The sequence below is a fragment of the Methylophilus methylotrophus DSM 46235 = ATCC 53528 genome (assembly GCF_000378225.1).
Classification (GTDB): Bacteria; Pseudomonadota; Gammaproteobacteria; order Burkholderiales; family Methylophilaceae; genus Methylophilus; species Methylophilus methylotrophus.
Genome location: NZ_KB905141.1, coordinates 636,547 through 654,055, shown reverse-complemented (window position 1 = coordinate 654,055; position 17,509 = coordinate 636,547). Strand labels below are relative to the sequence as shown.

Annotated in this window: 11 protein-coding genes; 3 read left to right on the top strand and 8 right to left on the bottom strand. The window is 49.1% G+C overall.

Annotation, left to right across the window (positions count from 1 at the left end):
- Positions 1–53 precede the first annotated feature (53 nt).
- The gene (gene zwf / locus F463_RS0103080; protein ID WP_018985584.1) at positions 54–1,532 is read right to left on the bottom strand and encodes a glucose-6-phosphate dehydrogenase; all 1,479 of its coding nucleotides are present in this window, start codon (positions 1,530–1,532) and stop codon (positions 54–56) included.
- A gap of 136 nt (positions 1,533–1,668) precedes the next feature.
- Positions 1,669–2,574 carry a phosphogluconate dehydrogenase (NAD(+)-dependent, decarboxylating) gene (gene gnd / locus F463_RS0103075; RefSeq protein ID WP_018985583.1) on the bottom strand — a complete coding sequence of 302 codons (906 nt, stop codon included), beginning with the start codon at positions 2,572–2,574 and terminating at the stop codon, positions 1,669–1,671.
- Positions 2,575–2,757: 183 nt separating this feature from the next.
- On the opposite strand from gnd, the gene pgl reads away from it, so the two are divergent.
- On the top strand, positions 2,758–3,444 hold the full coding sequence (pgl, locus tag F463_RS0103070) for a 6-phosphogluconolactonase (protein ID WP_018985582.1): 687 nt from the start codon (positions 2,758–2,760) through the stop codon (positions 3,442–3,444).
- Positions 3,445–3,467: 23 nt separating this feature from the next.
- On the opposite strand, the gene F463_RS0103065 is transcribed toward pgl, so the two are convergent.
- From F463_RS0103065 to F463_RS14060, 3 genes are read right to left on the bottom strand one after another with little or no spacing between them, the layout of a single operon-like run.
- Positions 3,468–4,037, bottom strand: a complete 570-nt coding sequence (locus F463_RS0103065; protein ID WP_018985581.1) for a DUF1003 domain-containing protein — start codon at positions 4,035–4,037, stop codon at positions 3,468–3,470.
- Positions 4,038–4,061: 24 nt separating this feature from the next.
- On the bottom strand, positions 4,062–5,150 hold the full coding sequence (apbC, locus tag F463_RS0103060; RefSeq protein WP_018985580.1) for an iron-sulfur cluster carrier protein ApbC: 1,089 nt from the start codon (positions 5,148–5,150) through the stop codon (positions 4,062–4,064).
- A gap of 45 nt (positions 5,151–5,195) precedes the next feature.
- Entirely contained in the window at positions 5,196–6,242 is a 1,047-nt protein-coding gene (locus F463_RS14060; RefSeq protein WP_018985579.1) for a glycosyltransferase family 4 protein, read from the bottom strand.
- Positions 6,243–6,477: 235 nt separating this feature from the next.
- Between F463_RS14060 and F463_RS0103050 the strand changes: the two genes are divergently transcribed.
- Together F463_RS0103050 and F463_RS0103045 are read left to right on the top strand one after the other, a co-directional pair.
- Positions 6,478–6,936: a fasciclin domain-containing protein gene (locus F463_RS0103050; protein ID WP_018985578.1), complete on the top strand. Its 459-nt coding sequence runs from the start codon at positions 6,478–6,480 to the stop codon at positions 6,934–6,936.
- A gap of 323 nt (positions 6,937–7,259) precedes the next feature.
- Positions 7,260–9,947, top strand: coding sequence for a cation-translocating P-type ATPase (locus tag F463_RS0103045; RefSeq protein ID WP_026295255.1), 2,688 nt, complete (start codon positions 7,260–7,262; stop codon positions 9,945–9,947).
- Positions 9,948–9,975: 28 nt separating this feature from the next.
- Here the strand turns inward: F463_RS0103045 and F463_RS0103040 are convergent, their stop codons facing one another.
- The 3 genes from F463_RS0103040 to F463_RS0103030 form a co-directional block, all read right to left on the bottom strand.
- Positions 9,976–11,097, bottom strand: a complete 1,122-nt coding sequence (locus F463_RS0103040; RefSeq protein WP_018985576.1) for an acetate/propionate family kinase — start codon at positions 11,095–11,097, stop codon at positions 9,976–9,978.
- Positions 11,085–13,457, bottom strand: coding sequence for a phosphoketolase family protein (locus F463_RS0103035; RefSeq protein ID WP_018985575.1), 2,373 nt, complete (start codon positions 13,455–13,457; stop codon positions 11,085–11,087). The genes F463_RS0103040 and F463_RS0103035 overlap by 13 nt, the downstream gene beginning before the upstream one ends.
- Positions 13,458–13,707: 250 nt before the next feature.
- Entirely contained in the window at positions 13,708–17,427 is a 3,720-nt protein-coding gene (locus F463_RS0103030; RefSeq protein WP_018985574.1) for a TonB-dependent receptor, read from the bottom strand.
- Between the last annotated feature and the right edge of the window lie 82 nt (positions 17,428–17,509).

Below are 17,509 nucleotides of genomic sequence, written 5' to 3'. Positions count from 1 at the left end.
GCTGCTAAATTTGCAAATTATTTATGAATTTTTAGCGATAGGTGCAACGTGGCCTAAAACTTGTCGCCGCCCAGTTCAATGCTGTAACGCCAGAACTGGTCTTCACCTTCAAAAATCACTTTGGATTCAATCGGATCACGGCTGCCAGCAGGGTACTGATGCACAGGGCGCTTGTCTTCCGCCCAAGCTTTCACGACTGGGTCGACCAGGCGCCATTGGGCTTCAGCTTCAGAAATATGCAGATAGTTGGAGTTGTCACCTTGCATCAGGTTAAGCAACAGGGCTTCGTAAGCATCTACGGTGTCGTCGCTATCCCAACGGTTAGCCGCATCCAGCTGGATGGTACGTGTTTGCACGTCCAGGCCAGGAATCTTGGACTGGATTTCCAGCTTGATACACTCGCGAGGCTGGATGCCGATAATGAGCCAGTTCTGGTCCTGGTCATTGATTTGCAAAGGTGCCTTCTTGAAGCGGATGGAAATGCGTGTGTCGGCTTCGTGCAGGCGTTTTGCCGTACGGATATAGAACGGTACACCTTTCCAGCGCGGATTATCGATAAACAGTTTCAACGCTGCATAGGTTTCAACGACGCTGTCCTTGTTGCCTAATTCTTCCAGGTAGCCAGGGACTTTTTCGCCGTTGATTTCGCCAGCAGCGTATTGTGCACGGAATGCGTGTTTTTCCAGCTCTTTAACTGGAATTGGGCGAATTTCTTCAAGCAATTTGATTTTCGCATCACGCACGCCTTCAGGAGACAGGTCTTTTGGCTGCTCCATGGCGGTTAAAGCCAATGTTTGCAAAATATGGCTTTGTAGCATGTCACGCAATGCGCCAGTGCTGTCATAGAACTGTGTACGGTCGCCTACACCCAGCATTTCGGTGTTGGTGATTTGTACGTGGTCGATATACTGATTGTTCCAGATCGGCTCTAACACGGTATTGGTAAAACGTTGCAGCAGAATGTTCTGCAAGGCAGATTTACCCAGGTAGTGGTCGATACGGTAGATTTGGCTTTCTTTGAGGTGCTTGGTGATCGCAGCCTGCAGCTCTTTCGCAGATGGCAGGTCAGTACCGAATGGTTTCTCGATCACTACACGACGCCAGTATTTGTCTTCCTGAGTCAGGCCAACATTTGCCAGGGATTCCACCACTGGGGCAAAGTCAACGGGACGTACAGACAGGAAGTAAGCCAGGTTCTGCGGGAATACTTTTTCGTCGCTCAGGGTCGCTTTCAGTTTTTTGAAAGCATCTGGATCGGTCGGCGGGTTGGCATGGTAGAAGTTACGGGCGATAAAACGCTCGAACACTTTCTGGTCATAGCCTTTTTTAAACTTGGTATCCAGCATGGATTTGATGTCTGCACGCCAGGCGTCCAGATCAACCACTTGGCGGCCAACGCCGATAATTTTCATGTCATCTGGCAGGCGGCCCAGCATGTCTAGCCTGAACAAACCAGGATATAGTTTTACGCGGGCCAGGTTGCCACTCGCGCCAAACAATACCAGGGTGCATGGATCAATTTTATTCGTCATTTCTAACCTTAAGATAAAAATGTAAACGGGAAAGGGCAGGCCTTTCCCATATGTCTGTTAATTAAACTAGTTAGTTCTAACAGTGTGCGCAAGTCATTAAGCAAAAAGCCTCCCATCACGAGAGGCTTATTCTGAATTACTTGGTTTTAACTGCGTGGCCACCAAATGCATTACGCATCAGTGACAACAGTTTGTAGCTGTAACCTTTGGAGTCCTGGCTGCGGAAACGGGCTTGCAATGCAACAGTCAGTACTGGCGCAGCAACACCTTGTTCAACCGCTTCAACCACTGTCCAGCGGCCTTCGCCGGAGTCAGCAACATAAGGAGCGATGGCTTCCAGCTTCTGGTCACCTTTCAGTGCTTCAGCAGTCAGATCCAGCAACCAGCTGCGAACCACGGAACCATGACGCCACAATTCAGTGATTTGTGCCAGATCCAGGTTGAAGTCTTCTTTACCTTTGATCAGGTCCAGACCTTCAGCAAACGCTTGCATCATGCCGTATTCGATACCGTTATGGATCATTTTTGTGAAGTGGCCGGAGCCGACTGGACCCACGTGTGCCCAACCACGGTCTGCGTGAGTCAGTGCCTGTGCGTAAGGTGCCAATACATCTGCATATTGTTTTTCACCGCCGTACATCAGGCAGTAGCCGTTTTCAAGGCCCCAAACACCGCCAGAAGTACCGCAATCGATAAAGCCGATACCGTGCTCAGCCAACATTGCACCGCGACGCTGACTGTGTTTGTAGTTAGAGTTGCCGCCATCGACGATGATGTCGCCTTTGTTCAGCATTGGAATCAAATCTTTGATTTGATTTTCGGTGATTTCGCCAGCAGGCAACATCAGCCAGACAATTTTTTGGCCTTCGAGTTTGCTTACAGCATCCGCCACAGAGGTTGCCGCTTCCATGCCTTCTTCTTTAACCAGTCTGTTAACGAATTCGGTGTTGAAGTCAAAGCCAACTACGTTGATTTTGTGACGCAGCAAGCGTGCAGCCATGTTGCCGCCCATTTTGCCCAAGCCAATCATTGCTAATTTCATTCGGATTTTCCTATGGTATGAGGATAGTTTAAGAGACACCCATCTTTTGGATGGCATGAACCCGATCAGTGCTTCGGATAATTTTGCAGAATTATCATGTCGAGTCAGCTATAATTATAGCAAATGCCGTTACGCACTAAAAGGCTGCGCGCGCTTTTTTGTATTGTTTTTTACAGGTTTTCTATGTCTTTGAATGCTCAAACCCGTTGGCTCACATTTCAATCCCAGCAAGAAATTAATCAAGCTGCCCTGAACAGAATTTTAGCTGCTGCTGATGCGGCGATTGCCAAATATGGCAGCTTTCTCATTGTACTAGCCGGTGGCAGTACCCCCAAAGCCGTTTATCAGTTGCTGGCAAAGGCTAATGCCGACTGGGCTAACTGGCATGTGTATCACAATGATGACCGCTGCTTGCCGGTCGATCATGCCGAACGCAACAGCAAGATGGCACGCGACGCCTGGTTAAGCCATGTGCCTATCCCAGAAAATCAGATTCACGATATTCCTGCCGAGCTGGGCAATGTGGAAGGCGCCAAAGCCTATGCTCAAACTCTCAAAGGTGTGCGTACTTTTGACCTGGTGATTCTTGGCCTGGGTGAAGATGGCCATACCGCCAGCCTGTTCCCTGGGCAACTTGTGGACAACTCTGCTGATGCGGTCCCTGTCTACAACTCCCCCAAACCGCCTGCAGACCGTATTACCATCAGTCAACATCGCCTCAACAATACACATGAAGTCATGTTCCTGGTGACCGGGGCAGGTAAACAAGAGGCGGTCGATCAGTGGCGTAGCGGGGTTGCAATCCCGGCAACATTGATTCAATCCCCCAATGGTGTGGATGTCTATTGTTTTGGTGTCGAGTTGAAATAAAAGCTGCTCAATAAAAAAGCGCCTTAAGGCGCTTTTTTATTGGTTTTTTCAGCCAGCAGTTGTTCCAGCAGGCTGATTTGTTGCTGCTGCAAGCCAATCAGTTCCTGCCATTGCTGTTCGCGCAAACTGTCCATTTTTTCGTGTAGCAGTAAAATCTCCAGCTCTGCTTTCAGGTTCACTTCATAATCATGTTCTGCCTGCCTGCGGTCAATTTCTGCCTGGCGGTTTTGTGACATGAGGATAATCGGTGCCTGGATTGAAGCCAGCATGGACAGGAACAGGTTGAGCAAAATATAGGGGTAGGGATCAAACGCGTTGCCATACCGCAACAGGATGACCGAGTTGAGAATAACCCAGCCCGCCAAGACGAGCATAAACACGAAAATAAAGGCCCAGGAGCCGCCGAAGCGGGCCATGGCATCGGCGGCGCGTTGACCGCGGCTCAATGTTTCGTGGGTGGGGGGCGCAGCCAGGTTTCGCGAAACCGGGTGGCGCTCTGTGACATGCCTCGCCACCCGTTGCATATGCTCATCCATCGCTTCGTATTGCGCGCCCATCAGGCCTTCAGCAATATGGTGCTTGCGGAGTGTCATACGCAGTTTCTTTCAGGGGGGAATTCAGGTTTTCTGAATCACAATGTTAGGAAACTTGGCGCTGTGGTCCAGGCTGGCAATGGCGATTTTGCTCGCCGCTTTGCGTGCAATCTCTTTATAAGTATTCGCAATCGCGCTTTCCGGGTGTGCAACCACGGTAGGCTGGCCGCCATCTGCCTGCATGCGGATGCTCATATCCAAGGGCAAACTGCCGAGTAAATCTACGTTGTAATCTTTAGCCATGAGCGCACCACCACCGGCACCAAAAATATGTTCTTCATGGCCGCAATTGGAGCAGATATGCGTGCTCATGTTTTCGACGATGCCCAGGATAGGGATGCCGACTTTCTCAAACATTTTCAAGCCTTTGCGCGCATCAAGCAAGGCAATGTCTTGTGGCGTCGTGACAATGATCGCACCCGTCACAGGAATTTTTTGTGCCAGTGTTAATTGAATGTCACCCGTGCCCGGTGGCAGGTCTATGACTAGATAATCAAGGTCTTGCCAGCGCGTATCGCGTAATAGTTGTTCTAAAGCGCCAGTCACCATGGGGCCGCGCCAAACCATAGGCGTATCTGTATCCACCAAAAAACCGATGCTCATGGCCTGAATGCCATGCGCACGCATGGGTTCTATGCTTTTGCCATCAGCACTGTCAGGGCGGCCGGAAATACCCAGCATCTGTGGCTGACTGGGGCCGTAGATATCGGCATCCAGCAGTCCAACGGTCGCCCCTTCTGCGGCCAGCGCCAGAGCCAGGTTGACGGAGGTGGTGGATTTGCCCACGCCCCCTTTACCTGAGGCCACCGCAATCACGTTTTTCACATTAGGCAGCAAATTGACGCCACGTTGCACACTGTGCGCGACGATGCGGCAACCCACATTGACAGTCATCTTGCCTATGCCTTCTATGCCGCCCAGGGCATCAGCCACTTGCTGGCGGATCACCTCCAGTTGGGTTTGGGCCGGATAGCCTAACACCACATCCAGGCTGACGTCGTTACCATTTATCTGGATATTTTTAATGCATTTTCCACTGATAAAGTCTTTGCCGGTATTTGGGTCTATGCAAAGTTTTAAGGTGCTTTGAATCAATAATTCGCTGATGGCCATGCCTGAGATCCCTGCGGTAATGCCTGACTAATTAGATAGGGTATTTTACCGCATTGGCGTGTGTTCGTCATGCTGCATCTGGCAGGGTTGTTGCGCAAGCTGCTCTGCAGATTTTTGGTAATGGTGGTGAAAGGTATCAAAACAGTGAGACCAGCTCCAGAGACTGCGCGCCTTGAGACGGATCGCCTGCCTGTCGAGTGACCGACAACGCAGGATGGCCTGTTTCAGATCATGGTACAGCACGCCCGAAAATCCTTCTTCGACAACGTCACATGGGCCAGTAACGTTAAAAGCCGCCACGGGCAAACCATTACACATGGCTTCTATCATCACGATGCCAAACGTGTCTGTGCGCGAGGGGAAAGCAAACACGTCATTATTTGCATACAGCTCAGCTAATGCCTGGCCGTAGTGATATCCCACAAAATGCACACGCGGATATTTTTGCTTTAATTCGTTTAAATATGGGCCGTCACCGACGATGGTGATCTCAAATTCGTCCTGATACACACACAAGGCATCCAGGTTCTTTTCTTTGCTGACGCGACCAACATTCAGCACGCGTAACTTGCTCGCTGAAGAGGCTGCATGTGAGGTGCTTATGAGTTGCTCGGACACGCCACGCGACCAGATGACCAGGTGCTTAAATCCCTGCTTGAGCAATGTCTGACGCATGCTTTCTGTGGTGACAAACGTCGTCAATGCATCACGGTGAAACCAGCGTAAATAGCCATAGGTCCAGCGCGCTGGAATATGCCACATCAGTTGCAGATATTCAGGAAAACGCGTGTGGTAAGAGGTGGTATATGGTTTTTTATGCAGTTTGCACCAGCAACGTGCCACCAGGCCCATCAGGCCTTCGGTGGCGATGTGTAGTTGCGAAGGTTGCATGCGGTTGAGCGTGCGCCAAAGCCGCCACGGTTGCAAATTGAGCTGTATTTCGGGGTAAAACGGTAATGGCATCCAGCGAAACAAGCTGGGATGTAATACCCTAAAGCGCAGATTGCGTGAACGGGCGACGCGGCGCAAGTTTTTATAAGTCGCTGAAACACCATTTGTTTGCTGAAAGGTGTCGGTCACAATCAACATCATTCACTACGCTCCGCATAGAAGGGTTGATGTATGTTGGCAAGCTGAAATGACGGATTGATGACTATTTAAGTGTTTATGGTTATGCCGTTCTGCACATCATCCTACGTGGTCAGCTGGCTGTAAGCTTCGGGCCCCATGCGGTAAGTTCACTCTAAGGCTGGATTGCTAAGGTAAGCACATCGATGACAGCAATATCCATCTAAGCAGTCACGGTTAACTTATTTGGAGAACACGCATGAACAAATTACTTGCACTCACCCTGTTAGCTATGAGCTATGCCCATCACGCCAATGCAGACACCTTGCTGCAAACCGCGGATCAAGAAGGTGACTTCAAAACTTTTTTACAAGCCGTTAAAAGGGCTGGCCTGGAGAGCACGCTCAACGATAAAGGCCCGATTACCCTGTTTGCCCCTAATGATGCGGCGTTTGCCAAGCTGCCAAAAGCAAAATTTAAAGCCTTAATGGCCAATCCCACTGAGCTGAAAAAAGTGCTCAGCTACCATATTTATCCCGGCAAAATTACCCAGGCTGATGTAAGCGCTGGCAAAGTCAAATCCCTCGAAGGTGCTGACCTGATGCTCTCTGTGACTGATGGCGTGAAAGTCGATAATGTTAAGGTGGTGGGCGATGAAATCAATGCTGATAATGGCGTGATTCATATCATGAGTGCGGTGCTGATCCCGAAAGGTTAAATCGATATAAGGTTGATGTACGCAAGACATTTTGCCTAAAGCTGCCTCGAGTTAAGCTAAAGGCAGGGTTCTCAATCAGGCATTTTATATCTCACCGACCAGGTAATGCATGTTGGATCGCAATACCTGGTCTTGTCTTCTGCAACATGAATATGTGATGGCATGCTTCATGTTGCATTTGCTTTATGTTATATCAAATCATGCGCCTCAATTGGAATTAAAATCTGGTAGAGAGTTTGCGCATCACAATGGTCACTTATCCCATTGCCGACGTGTTTTGCGGTTACTTGCTCTATCTTGCCAAGGTACTAAGGAGACATGGTTTGATCAATATTCAAGACAGTCCGTCGCATGCCCTGCCATTACCAGAAGTACTAGATACCTTTGATACCCAAAAAACAGGCTTATCAAGTGATGTTGCCTTGGCACGTTTGCGCATGGTTGGTGAGAATCGATTACCCCAGTCCAGCGCAAAGTCCATGTGGCTCCGGTTAGCCTTGCAGTTTCATAATCCACTGATTTACGTCTTGATGGTGGCGGGCATTGCTACTTTTACGCTGGATGATTATGTGGATGCGGGGGTGATTGCGGCGGTGATCATAATTAATGCACTGATCGGCTTTGTGCAAGAGGGAAAGGCTGAGGAAGCGCTAAAAGCAGTGCGCTCGCTGATGGCAACGCGTGCAAAAGTGTTGCGTGATGGTCAGCATGCAGACATAGACGCCAGTCTGTTGGTGCCTGGAGATGTGGTGATATTGGAGCCCGGTGATCTCGTGCCTGCAGACTTGCGACTAATGCAGGTGAAAAATTGCTTTGTCATGGAGGCAGCGCTGACAGGTGAATCTGATCCTGTTGAAAAAAATATAGACATTGTTGCGGTGGAGGCGCCTGTTGCAGACCGCCTTTGTATGGCCTATTCCAGTACGTTGGTCACTGCGGGGTATGCGCATGGCGTTGTGGTGGCCACGGGCAAACAGACCGAAATCGGCAAAATCGGCATCATGGTCAGCGATGAGCAAAGCTTAGAGACGCCATTAACCCGTCGCCTGGGCCTGTTTGCAAAACAAGTGACGCTGCTTATTTTAATCATCGGCGTCTTCTCTTTTGCCTTTGGTTATTGGGTAAGGCAGATGCCATTGCTGGACTTGTTTGTAGCCGTGGTGGGCTTGGTGGTGGCAGCCATTCCAGAGGGCTTGCCTGCGATTGTGGCTATCGTGCTTGCCATTGGAACGCGCGTGATGGCGAAAAACAAGGCAATTGTCCGTCGACTGGCCGCAGTAGAAACATTGGGTTCCGTGACCGTGATCTGTTCTGATAAAACGGGGACGCTCACCTGTAATCAAATGACTGCGGTGACTGTCATCTTGCCAGAGCAAACGCTCAACGTATCTGGCGTGGGCTACGCCCCCAAAGGCGATTTTTTAAAAAAGGGTGACAGGCTTGATGTGACTCTAGCCCATGACCTACGGAGTTTGCTCATGTGCGCCACGCTGTGTAACGATGCGGGGGTTGAGCAAAACGAGGAGGGCGCCTGGGAGCTGATAGGCGACCCTACAGAAGGCGCACTGCAAACGCTCGCCGCTAAAGCCGGCGTAGACAAACTGAACTTGCATCAACGCTATCCTAGGTTGGATTGCATACCGTTTGAGTCTGAGCATCAATATATGGCGACTTTGCATCACAGTCAGACGGGTGAAGGTTTGGTGCTGCTCAAAGGGGCACCAGAAACCGTACTGGCGCATTGTCAGCGCGATGTGTCAGGTCCGCTGGATCTTGAGCGTTGGGAGGCCCGCATGGCAGAAGCTGCCAAACGCGGAGAACGCGTGCTGGCGTTAGCCAGACGCATCCTGCCCACGAATAGCACCACATTGTCGATGGCCGAGATGGATGACAATTTTGAACTGCTTGGCATGGTGGGCATGCTGGATCCTCCGCGTGCAGAAGCGATGGCAGCCGTGGCCGAATGTCAGGCCGCGGGGTTGCGCGTGGTAATGATCACAGGCGACCATGCCATCACTGCCAGTGCCATCGCCAAACAGATAGGCTTGAATGCCAGTGCCATCCTTTCTGGCGAACAGATAGAAAAAATGGATGATGCTGAGCTTCGCGAACAGATGAAAACGGTGGATGTGATTTCCAGAGCATCGCCGCAACACAAATTGCGCCTGGTGAAAGCCTTGCAATCGCTTGGCGAGTTGGTTGCCATGACCGGCGATGGGGTCAATGACGCGCCTGCGATCAAGGTCGCTGATATCGGGGTGGCGATGGGTAATAAAGGCACTGCCGCTGCCCGCGAAGCGGCTGATCTGGTGTTGACCGACGACAACTTTGCCACCATCAGCAATGCAGTCAAAGAAGGGAGAGTGGTACTCGATAATATCAAAAAATCTATGTTGTTTATTTTGCCAACCGATGTTGCGGAAGCAGGGGTCATTCTTCTTGCCATTCTTGGCGGATTATCATTGCCGATCACAGCCAGTCAGATTTTATGGATCAATACGGTCACAGCCGTGACGTTTTCGCTTGCCATTGCCTTTGAGCGGCCTGAGCGCGGTGTGATGCAAAGGCCGCCGAGATTGCCCACAGAACCCCTGATTACCAAGCTGTTTGCAAAAAGAATTATTATTGTCAGTGCCCTGCTCATGGCATTTACTTTTACAGCCTTTGAGTGGGAATTATCACGTGGGCACAGTTTGGCGATGTCTAGAACAGCCGCTGTCAATATGCTGATCATGTGCCAGATGGCTTATTTATTCAATGTTAAATACTTTGCGCATTCATCCATGCGGATTTCAGCCTTCATCGAGAATAGAATCACTTTAGTCGTTTGTGGCGTGATGATAGTCTTGCAAGCTTTATTTACTTATTCACCGTGGATGCAATCGGTGTTCAGTACTGAACCTATTGATGTTGCTAGCTGGTTATTTATTCTGGCCTTCGCCATCTTGATGTTTTTAGTGATTGAGCTGGAAAAAGCGGTATTACGTACTTTTAAGGTTCAAGTCTTGTAGCAAGTGCAAGGCAGATGGAGGGAATAAGTCAGTTTTTAGGGATGACCTGCGCAGCCATTTCAGCTTCTTCATCAGCAGGGATGACCAGAATAGGTTTGGAGGAGGGGGCACTGATCCAAGGTTGATGGGTTTGGTTGGCGTTTGGGGACAAACGAAAGCCTAAAAATGAGAGCGGGTCACAAATCAATGCTCTTATTTTGCTGGCGTGTTCGCCTATGCCTCCTGTAAACACCAATGCATCAATGCCGCCTGCTTTCGCGGCATAACTTCCTATCATGGCACGCACGCTACGGGCAAAGTACTCCACCGCAAATTTTGCAGCAGGGCTATCGCTGTCCAGCAGGGTTTGCATGTCGCTGCTTTCGCCATTGGAGAGGGCGTGCAGGCCACTTTGGTGAAAAATCAAATCCTCCAGTTGTGCGCTGTTCAACTGATTTGCGAGTGCCAGCATCACGCCGGGATCCAGATCGCCACTGCGCGTCGCCATCGGGATGCCGCCCGCTGTGCTATAGCCCATACTGGTATCCACTGATTGCAGGTTTTCAAGGAGGCAGACACTGCATCCGCTGCCAAGATGGGCCACAACGATACGGCCTTGCGTGATCGTATGGTCCAGCAATCCAGGTAGCTGCTTGGCGATATGCGCATAATTCAAACCATGAAAGCCAAATCGACGTAGCTGCGCTGATTCGGGGATGGCGTAGCGGTATGCCAATGCGGGCAGGTTGTAATGAAAACCGTTGTCAAAACATGCCCACTGCGACAGTCGGGGGTGGTCGGAATAGTGAGTTGCACAAAGCCTGACCCCCAACAAGTTGAGTGGGAGATGCAACGGTGCGAACGAAACCAGTGTTTCAAGACGATCTTGCTCTTCCACCGTCAGCAAACGCGCCGTGTCCTCAATATGGCCGCCAAACACAAAACGGTGGGCGATACGGGTTGGGTGGGCAGCCCCCAGCTCTGCAAAAAGCTGTTTAAATGCAGCCTCAAAGCCTTCTGTCACTGGCAGATGCGGGGCTATACGATAATGGTAATTCTGGCGGACGTTGTCAGATGCAAAGTAGGCCGCTTTTAGGCTGGACGAGCCACAGTTGATCACCAGTAAAGACTGGTCATCATTCAATATGTTTTGCGTGCTTAATTCTGCCATTGCCATTCATCCTCTTCTGGCATATCCACGCCATGCTGATAGGCATATTCACAGCAAGCGATCTGGCGGTTCAGGAGTTCCTCTTGCACATGGGCACCGATATTGCGTAGGCCAGGAATGCGGTAAATCGCTTCAATCGCCAGGCTGAAACGGTCAATCTTGTTCTGGATGGCCAGCTCTAGCGGTGTGTTGATACTGCCTTTTTCGCGATAGCCCCTCACATGCAGGTTTGCGTGATTGGCGCGCCGGTAAGTGAGCCTGTGAATCAGGTAGGGGTAGCCGTGAAAATTGAACAAGATGGGTTTGTCCGTGGTAAACAAGCGGTCAAACTCCTTATCGGATAAACCATGCGGATGCTCGCTATCCGGTGTCAATTTATATAAATCGACGACATTGATAAAGCGGATTTTTAGCGAAGGGAAGTGGTGCATGAGCAGCTGGGTAGCCGCAAGCGCTTCCTTGGTTGGAATATCGCCCGCACATGCCATAATCAAGTCGGGTTCACTCCCCGCGTCGCTGCTGGCCCACTCCCAAATCCCCAGCCCTTTTGCACAATGGATAGTCGCACTTTCAATATCCAGATACTGAAGATGTTTTTGTTTGTCACAGACAATCACATTAATGTAATCATTGCTGCGCAAACAGTGATCTGCCACAGAAAGCAGGCAATTGGCATCGGGGGGTAAATAGATGCGTGTTATTTCCGCGCTTTTATTGGCGACCAGGTCCAGGAATCCAGGATCCTGATGCGTAAAGCCGTTATGATCTTGTCGCCAGACCGTGGACGTAATCAATAAATTCAAAGAAGAAACCGGCGCACGCCAACTGACCTTTTTCGACATCTCCAGCCATTTGGCATGCTGGTTGAACATAGAGTCAATGACATGCACGAATGACTCGTAAGTGGATAGAAAACCGTGCCTGCCTGTTAATAAATAGCCTTCCAGCCAACCTTCCAGTGTGTGCTCAGACAAATACTCCATGACTTTGCCATCTGCCGCTAGCTCACCGCCATCGTCATCCTCAGGCAATCTATCCGCCAGCCAGGTCTTTTTACTGGCGGTGTACACGTCTTGCAGCTTGTTCGAGCTGGTTTCATCAGGCCCAAATACGCGAAAATTGTTTGGATTGGCCGATATCACGTCGCGCAGCATGCAACCCAGCGGTTGCGTATTGGAGTGAAGGGCGCCTTCTGCCCGTGATGCTATGACCGCATACTGGCGGTAGTCTGGTAAAGCCAGCGGCTGGCGCAACAGCCCACCATTGGCATGCGGATTGGCACTCATGCGACTGGTGCCGCGAGGGGCTAACTCAGCCAACTCAGGCAGGAGGCGCCCCTCTGCATCAAATAAGGTTTCAGGTTGGTAACTGCGCAACCACGATTCCAATTGCGCAAGATGCTCAGGGTTCTCCGCGGGTTTGCTGATAGGCACTTGATGCGCGCGCCAGCTGTTTTCCACTTGATGCCCATCCACTGTTTTGGGGCCAGTCCAGCCTTTGGGGCTGCGTAACACAATCATAGGCCAACGCGGGCGGCTGGCATCATTTTTGGTTCTCGCGTTTTGCTGGATATCCTTAATTGACTGAATAGCGGTTTCAAGCGCTTGCGCCATCTCCTGATGCATGCGCTCGGGATCATTCCCCTCCACAAAAATAGGTGTCCAGCCATAGCCATTGAGCAACTCTTCCAGTTCCTGGTGTGATATCCGCGCCAATACGGTGGGATTGTTAATTTTGTAGCCATTGAGATGCAACAACGGTAACACAGCCCCATCTCGAATAGGGTTCAGGAACTTGTTTGAATGCCATGCGGTGGCTAAGGGGCCAGTCTCCGCCTCACCATCACCGACCATCACAGCGACCAATAAATCCGGATGATCGAACGCAGCCCCAAAGGCATGCGAAAGGCTATACCCCAGTTCACCGCCTTCATGAATCGAGCCCGGCAATTCAGGCGTGCAATGGCTGCCAAATCCACCCGGGAAAGAAAAGTCTTTAAACAAATTGCGCATGCCGAATTCGGTTTGCGCTTTGTCGGGATAAATTTCGCTGCAAGTGCCTTCCAAATAGACGGGCGCCAGTACACCGGGCGCGCCGTGCCCGGGGCCAGCGATAAAAATCGCATTCAAGTCGTATTTTTTGATCATGCGATTGATGTGGATATAAGTAAAACTCAATCCTGGACTGGAACCCCAATGGCCTAATGGGCGTTGCTTGATATGACAAGCTTCCAGTGGTTTTTTTAACAGCGGGTTTTCCTGCAAGTAAATCATCCCCGCAGCCAAATAATTACACGCCGACCAATAACGATTGATGCGGTTCAGTTCATTTTGATCTAATAAAACCCTGTGTTCAGTCATATGCGCGACCCTCTCGTTTTCACTGATCGTTTGAGTAGTATGTCACTCACCATGGCAAATGGTTTGGTATAAATCAAAAGAAAGTATTTTGGAACAGGGATGTAGAGCGCTCATGTTGCGTTACAGAGCAGCTTTGAAAGCTTTTATAAAATGCGAGCAGCGGGGTCAGAGTAAAACTGAAATTCTTTTTTGTTTTTTAATCTCACCCGCAATATCCCTCCAGGTCCTTTATTGCAAATGAATAGTCGTTTTATTCAACCAACCCATCAAGCTTTTTAGGCTGAAACTCATAACTCAGCGTAACGAATGCTGACCTTGGTGCCCCAATACCCAAGAAACTGGTACCTTGCCAATCCGCACTGTTGTAGTTGAATCCACTTTCACCAATGACGCCGCGAATAGAGGGAGAGAAAGCGTTCAAGCCTAAACGCCCAGCACTGGCGTATTGCTTGTCAAACAAATTGTTAATACGCAGGCCTAATGTCCACTCAGGGCTGATTTTGTAGGTAGTGTTGAAATTAACCACGGCATAGCCATCTGTTTTACCTTCACCAAAGTCAGCACGCTGGATCGTACAGACTGTATTACCGTTGTCACAAAATGGCCCCGTAATCGGTGAAGCAGGGCCAGCTCGATGTTTATTGTTTTCATTGCCACGAATAAATGCATCAGAATGTGCAACTACATTTAAACCTACCCGCCAGTCGTTGGTGATGTCATAGCTGACATTTGCATTTAGGTTATGCAACGCAACGCCAGGCATACGATCTCCAGGGGTCACTGTAATTTGTTGATAGGTGCCCTCACCGGTTTGCGTCACAATATCGTATACATTCCCTGCACTACTGTTACTTGGACTAGCAAGCTTGAATTTGGACTGAAAAGTTGCATCAGTGAGTGCGTAGTTCACACCCCAACTCGCTTTACCCCATTTACCCTTCAGCCCCATTTCAAGGCCACGCCGACGTGTATCTCCAACATTCTGAAAATAACTACTGGTGGCATTGACTGCAACGAAATAAATGTCATCTGTTAAATCCGTTTGATAAAGCGCTGCATTCCATTCGATGCTGTCGGTTAACTGACCTCGCGCACCGACCTCATAACTGGTTGAGCGAACTTGTTTGAGGTAGGGATCTCCGGCTAAAGCCCCCGGTAGATTGCAGACACGTTGCTCAGCCAATGATCGGGGACGACCATCAGACAATGGAGTAGGGTCATAAGCGCACCCAAGTTCAATCACAGTTGGCGTTCTGGCACCGCGTCCAAGATTGGCGTATAGATTCAGGTCTTCACGTGCTTGCCACGTAATACCAAGGGATGGATTAAATGAGCGATACTTGAATTTTTCTTTTTCTGGAGGACGAAGCGTCGCGATATTTTGACCTGAAGCATCGATAGGAAATGTACTTGGATCAAATGGTACGATTTGATCTGCAATGCCAGTAGGGCACTCAGTGTTTGGGTCTATCGTGCCATCATTATTGTTGTCCGTGCAAAGTACCATCACATTAAGATAGTTAAGGATGGTGTTCACATCCGTAAATGATGAGAGCCTTGCAACTGAAAGTTGGTTGTTAACGTAAGTGCGGTTATAGCGTGCAGACGCCGTGATATTAAGTGTTTTAGTTGGTGACCATGTCTCGCTGAAATACAGACTCTTGGTCAGGCCATTCCCTTTAAAGTCGTTTAAGCCATATCCACGATCAGGGCTATTGGCGTAATATTCCCAACCTAAAAGCTCAGGTGCCACATAGGCATTGCGTTGCGCATCAAGCATGCCCAGATATTGCTTACTTTCATAAGTTGTATCAGCCTTATCAATTGAGCTGCCGATCATGAACTTATGTTTATCGAGGTTCCAGTTAAATTGTAATGAGGCTCCTTTTCCCAACTGGTCAACCTGAGTATCAGTAAAGATAGCGGTTGGGGTACCTTCTATGTAACCAGTATTCGCGTAAGGCCCACTAGCATATTTGCCATCGCGATAATAATAATTTCCGTTGGCATCTTGGGCTAATGGTCCCATGGTAGGGATATAAGACAATCCGCCTACCGCACCAACTTGATTAGTGATATTCGCACTATTAATAGGTACCACTAGCTCCCAATAATCATGAAAAAAGCCAGCATCGTCTGTGTATCCGCCCAATGCTCCAATATTTGGTGCTGAAGAAATAATGTCATAGCTATATTCACTACTCCCCGTTCCAGGATGAAGAGTACTGGTGCTCACAGCTGAACCATTAGCACTAGCCACAATAACGCCATAATTCTGAAACGCATTACGAACAATCTGTTCATACTGATTAGTGACTGCTGCATTAAATGCACCAGGTACATTTGATGGCTGAGATATATCATCCAAGTTTCGTCTTGGATCATAAGTCCAATTCCAAACAAGATTTCCTGAACCATCGCCTGCTGCCACTTGTGCTTGATTTGCGTTCGCTTGAGTATTGAAGTTGGTGCCGTAAGCAAGGTCATTGACACAAGGATCAAGAGGATCAGTACAAATTGCACCACTTGTTGTTAAAGGGTTGCCATTCGCATCCGCAGCCACATTCATAGCATAGTTGTTATAGTCGGGTAGTCCGTCTCGGTTAATGTCAGGCAAACCATTTAACAATTGGCGAGAAGGATCATTAATGGTAGCGGCATTTGGCCTTGCACTAGTCCCCCCAAAGTTCTCATTCACATCGGACATATGCGACTTGCGCTTGCTATTTCGGTTATATATCTGTGCAGTAATATTGAAAGTGTCAGTCACATCCCAGATACCTGATAACTGGAATTGAAACAGGTTGTTTCTGCTCTCGTCAGGTGATGTGTACACTTGCTTCGGGTTTTGATCGACCATCTGCTGTGGTAACAAACCGTTACCAGTCAATTTATTTCCAGCATACAAGCCAGAAAAACTAAGCCGGGCGCGTTCGTTTTGCCATTCAGCTTTACCAAATATCTGGTTGACCTTACTCGGCGAATTGTCTCGCCAACCATCCTCAAGGAAAAAGTTGCCAGATAAAAAACCAGCGATCACACCATTGTTGTTACCAGCGGAAATTTGCAGCTGTTTACGGCCAAATGAACCTGTCAGCACTTCAGCATCCAGCGTTTTGCCATCAAAACCACTCTTGGTCCGCATGGTGAGCGCACCACCTAGTGTGCCTAATCCATAAATTGGATTGGAGCCTGGAATAATTTCGAGACTGGATAAGGCATTCATCGGAATCATGTCCCAGTTCACCACATCACCAAAAGGTTCGTTGACGCGAATGCCATCTAAAAATACTGAGATACCTTGTGCCGTGCCCAACTGTGGTGAAGCCGTAAAACCACGATATTGCAAGTCCATCTGAAATGGATTGCTTTGATAGTCATTGACTGTGACTGATTGAAGCTTCTGGTTCATCAAATCAGTAATTGTGAGCGTGTGTGCCTCTTTAATATCCTTGGCCGTAAGAGATTGCACATTGCCAGGAATTTCCTCTTTTGTGAGCGCGAGACCAGGCATGGGGCCTACCTCGTAGAACTTCTTGGCACGGACTTCGACTTTATCTAAATCAAGGGTGGTTTTTTCGTCTTTTAGCTCTTTGGCTGTTTTAGCTGCGGGTTGAATATAAAGGGTTGATTGATTCAATTTGGCTTCAAGATTGCTGTTCGCCAGCAATTTTTTAAATAGCTCTTTTGTCAGCATGGTACCGCTGATGGCAGGTGCCTTTTTACTGTTGACTAAAGCGTCATTGAATGTGATGTTGATACCCAGTTTTGTGCTGATGGCTTTTAAAGATGTTGCTAGTGGCTGGCTAGGCAGGTCTATGGAGATTGTGCGCGTAAAAAGTATCTCTTCTTCCGGTTGCGGCAACTTAGTGTTAAGTTCTGCTGCCCATAAAGGGTTGATCCAGGCAGGCTGGCTGCTAAAGCAGGCAGCAATGGCTGCGCCCAGAATCAGTTTTTTTGGTGTATGCATCTGACTTCCCCGTTACTTTTTGGCTTGTTATTGCCTTAATGCATGGGGAGTCAAAACCCTGATATCTTGATTGCAAAAAAAT